The following is a 4,440-nucleotide window of genomic DNA, read 5'->3' on the forward strand; positions in this document are numbered from 1 at the left end:
GCGGGGGGCGCGGGCGTCATCGCCGGCGCGGAGATGGCCTGCGGTTCCAGGTGCTCGACGCTGGGCGAATCAGCGGGGGCCGGGGCCACTTCGTAAGTCTGCGCGCGCGCCGACAGTTCCGCCGGGGCGCGGTGGCGTTCGTTTTCGCGCTTGGCGACGATGGGTTCGGCCGGCGGCGGAGGCGGGGGCGGCGCCGCGGTGGCCGCCGCGCCTTCCGCGCTGGCTGCGGCGTCCGCGGCCGCAGCACTGGCTGGGGCGTCCGCGGCTGCAGCGCCGGCCGGGGCGGCCTGTTCGGCCATCATCGAATCTTGTGCGCTGTTGGCAGCAGCGGCGGCATCGGCGGCGGCATCGGGCGGCGCGGATATCGCCGCGACCGCGGCCTCCTCGCTCATCGCCTCGGGCGCCTTGTCCATCGGCCGCAACTGCCAGGCGATACCGACCGCCAGCGACAACGAGGCGGCCACGCCGATCCACGCCGGCCAGCGGGTTTTCTTTTCCCGCGCGCGCGGGGTTTGCGCCACCGCGGCGTGCGCGGCGGCGAGGATCTTGGCGTCGAGCGCCGGCGACGGGCCATCGTGCGGACCCAGCCGCAGCAAGCGTTCGGCCAGATCGCGCTCTTGCGGCGACAACGGATCAGGAGCGTCGGGACGGCGGTTCATTCGTTCAACCTCGCGCGAAGTTTGTCCATCGCGTATCGAAGCCTGGACTTCACCGTTTCCCGGCCCGCCCCCGTAATGGCGCCGATCTCCTCCAAGCTCAGCTCCTGTTCCAGGCGCAGCAGCACCACCTCGCGCTGCTCCTCGGGCAATTCTTCGATCGCGCGCTGCAGGCGGCGGCGTTGTTCGAATTCCGACAGCTCGCGCTCGGGCGTGCTCGGGTCGGGCACGCGCGCGGCGCGCTCATCGCCGTCTTCGGGCGCCGGCGGGCGGTGCTTGAGCCCGCGCCAGTGATCGTTCAGGCGGTTGTGCGCGATCCGGAACAGCCAGGTGCTGAACTGCGCGTCGGGTTTCCAGCCGTGGCGCGCGCCGATCACGCGCTGCCAAACGTCCTGGAAGAATTCGTCGGCCAGCGCCGAATCGCGGATCTGGCGCAGCAAAAAGCGGTACAACGGCCCGCGATGGCGCGCGTACAGAACCTCGAACGCAGCCGCGTCGCCGGCCGTCCAGGCCAGCATCAGCACGTCGTCGCTCGCGTCGGCACCGGAATTCATTCGCGGCAGGGTACGGCCAGAAGGCGCCGACGGGAAGCGCTTGCATGCCGATGGGGCGTCGTATAGCGATGAGGGCAGGGCCAGTAACATGTTCGGAATAACGGTTCGGGACCGTCAGCGGGGTTGCGGTCTGCCGAACATGTAAAGCTCGCGTTATCCTGCGCCCTGCGTAAGAGGCGGCGATCCGGTGCGTAACGAGGCGATGCAAGCGGCAGCGGTGAGCGAAACGTCCGCGGGCGAGGCCCTGGCCTGCGCCCTGCAGGAAGCCCTGCCGGTGGGCTCGCAGGTCGTGGTGTGCTGGCGCGCCAGCCAGGGGCGGGTGTGGGAATCGTTCACCCAAGGCGCCGAAGTCGGGCCGCGCGATGCCGCGCGGCGCCTGCTCGAGCGCGATCCGCCCGCCATCGGCGCCTCCGACGACCGCTACGCCGACCGCATCGAGGCGGCCTGGTGGCTGGAAGACCGCAGCCGCGCCAGCATCGTCGCGCAAATGCCGCAGGCGCTGACCGCGCCGCTGCGCGCGGCGTGGCTGGCGATGGCGCGGCGGATCGTCGCCGCCGATCTGGCCGCCGGCCGCGCCCACGCCCGCGCCGAGGCGCTGGAGAAATCCGAGCGCCTGCAACAAGCGCTGTACGGGATCGCCGACCTGGCCGGCTCGGGCCTGGAGATGACCGACCTGCTCAGCCGCATCCACGGCGTGGTGTGCGGGCTGATGTACGCGGAAAACTTCTACATCGTGCTCTACGACGATGTCGCCGACACGATGCGGTTCCTGTATTTCGCCGACCGTCACGATCCGTATGTGGCCAATCCCCTGCAATCGATCCGCGGCGAGGACATGCCGACCAGCCTGACCCTGGCGCTGCTGCGCCACGGCGAGGCGTTGCAGGGCAGTTCGGCCGATCTGCGCCAGCAACTGGGCGTTCCCCACGACGAGCGCCACGGCCCCGACAGCGCCGACTGGCTCGGCGTGCCGATGCGCCGCGACGAGCGCGTGTGCGGCGCGATCGTGGTGCAGAACTACGACAACGCCGGCAGCTACGGCGATGAGGACCGCGCGCTGCTGTCGTTCGTGGCCCAGCACATCCTGACCGCGCTGGACCGCTACCGCGCCCGCGAGGAACTGGAACGCCGCGTGGCCGAGCGCACCTACGCGCTGCAACTGAGCAACCGCGACCTGCAGGCCGAGATCATCGAACGCCAGCGCTCCGAGCGCCTGCAGCGCGCGCTGTTCCGCATCGCCGAGCTGACCATCACCTCCGACACCCTGGAGCGCTTCTACTCCCAGGTCCACGACGTGGTCAGCGAGTTGCTGTACGCGCGCAATTTCTATATCGCGCTGCTGTCCGAGGACGGCGAGCGCCTGCAGTTCCCGTATTCGATCGACGAACGCGACGTGATCCGCGAAACCCGCCGGCTCGCCGACGGCCTGACCGAGTATGTGATCCGCCAGGGCAAGCCGCTGCTGGCCGACCGCCATCGCATCGCCGAGCTCAACAGCCGCGGCGAAGTGCGCAGCCACGGTTCGGCCGCGCATTGCTGGCTGGGCGTGCCGCTGTACCGCAACGACGCGGTGGTCGGGGTGATCGCGATCCAGAGCTACTCGCGCGCGATCAGCTTCAACGCGCGCGATCAGGAATTGCTGACTTTCGTCGCCCACCACATCAGCATCGGCCTGGCGCGCAAGCAGGCGCAGGACCGGCTGGTCACCGCCCACGGCGAGCTCGAGCAGCGTGTGGCCACCCGCACCCGCGAACTGGCCCACACCAACGCCGAGTTGGTCGCGCAGATCGGCGAGCGCGTGCGCGCCGAACTCAAACTCACCCACCAGGCCTTGCACGACGCGCTGACCGGCTTGCCCAACCGCGGGCAATTGCTGGAACGGCTCGACCAGGCCATCGCCCGGGCCAAGCGCGAGAACCGCGCCTTCGCCGTGCTGTTCCTCGACCTGGACCGGTTCAAGCTGGTCAACGACAGCGTCGGCCATTCGGCCGGCGACGAATTGCTGATCGAAAGCAGCCGCCGGATCGTCGGCACCGTGCGCAGCAACGACACGGTGGCGCGGTTGGGCGGCGACGAATTCGCGATCCTGATCGAGAGCATCGACGGTCTGACGGTCGCCGAGGATCTGGCCCAGCGGGTGCTGCGCGCGCTCGGCGAGCCGTGCTGGGTCGCCGGCCGCGAGGTGTTTCCCTCGGCCAGCATCGGCATCGCCCTGTGGCACCCGCGCTACCGCAACGGCACCGAGCTGCTGCGCGACGCCGACGCGGCGATGTACCGGGCCAAGGGCGCCGGGCGCGGCCGGCTGGCGGTGTTCGATGAGGAAATGCGCGAGCAGGCGATGCGCATCCTGGATCTGGAAGCGGACCTGCGCCGGGCGATCAACGGCGATGCGTTCATCGCTTACTACCAGCCGATCGTGCGGCTGGACGATCAATCGCTGATCGGCCACGAAGCGCTGCTGCGCTGGCGCCACGAGAAGCGCGGCCTGCTGCTGCCGCGCGAGTTCATCGGCCTGGGCGAAGACAGCGGCCTGATCGAGGAAGCCGACTGGATTCTGTACGGTCGCGCGATCGCCGAATTGGCGCGCGGCGGCCAGGGTTACATCTCGGTCAACGTTTCGCCGCGGCATTTCCGTTCCGGCGATTTCGCCGACCGCCTGCTGCGCATGATCGACGAAGCCGGCGCCGACCCGCGCCGCTTGCGCATCGAAATCACTGAGGTCGCGCTGCTCGACGACGTGCCGCGGGCGTTGCGGATGCTGCGCACGCTGCGCAATCACGGGGTGTTGGCGCAGTTGGACGACTTCGGCACCGGGTTCTCGGCGTTGTCGTATTTGCACCGGTTCCCGATCGAGTGTCTGAAGATCGATCAGAGTTTCGTCGCAGGCTTGGTCGGCGAGTCGCGTCCGGAGAGCATCGCGGTGGTGCGCGCGATCCAGGCCCTGGCCGGGACCTTGGGCATCCACACCATCGGCGAAGGCGTGGAGACGCAGGCGCAGCGCGCGATCCTGGCCGAACTGGGCTGCACCTACGGGCAGGGGTATCTGTTCGGGCATCCGGCCGAACGGGTCGCCGAGGGCGCGCGCATCGCGGTCGCCGATTCGACGGTGCCGCAAAAGGGCGTCGCCGATACCGGAGCCGATGAGCCTGACTTCATCGGACAAACCGGAACCGGCGACGCTTGAGCGCTGGTTTTTTAGTGATCGGTGCTGCGCGGCGATCCCGTACATC

2 protein-coding genes and 1 pseudogene are annotated in these 4,440 nt (G+C 69.5%); 1 reads left to right on the plus strand and 2 read right to left on the minus strand.

Annotated features, from left to right (window positions below; genetic code table 11):
* Positions 1 to 659 (minus strand): annotated as a pseudogene (locus V7787_RS52240) (hypothetical protein); the annotation flags it as partial.
* Positions 656 to 1,210 carry an RNA polymerase sigma factor gene (locus V7787_RS52245; RefSeq protein ID WP_336095366.1) on the minus strand — a complete coding sequence of 185 codons (555 nt, stop codon included), beginning with the start codon at positions 1,208 to 1,210 and terminating at the stop codon, positions 656 to 658. The gene V7787_RS52245 and the pseudogene V7787_RS52240, both read right to left, overlap by 4 nt.
* A gap of 217 nt (positions 1,211 to 1,427) precedes the next feature.
* On the opposite strand from V7787_RS52245, the gene V7787_RS52250 reads away from it, so the two are divergent.
* Positions 1,428 to 4,394 (plus strand): bifunctional diguanylate cyclase/phosphodiesterase, encoded by a 2,967-nt coding sequence (locus tag V7787_RS52250; RefSeq protein ID WP_336095367.1) that lies wholly within the window; start codon positions 1,428 to 1,430, stop codon positions 4,392 to 4,394.
* Positions 4,395 to 4,440: the final 46 nt, after the last annotated feature.

It is taken from the genome of Pseudomonas sp. CGJS7 (assembly GCF_036961695.1).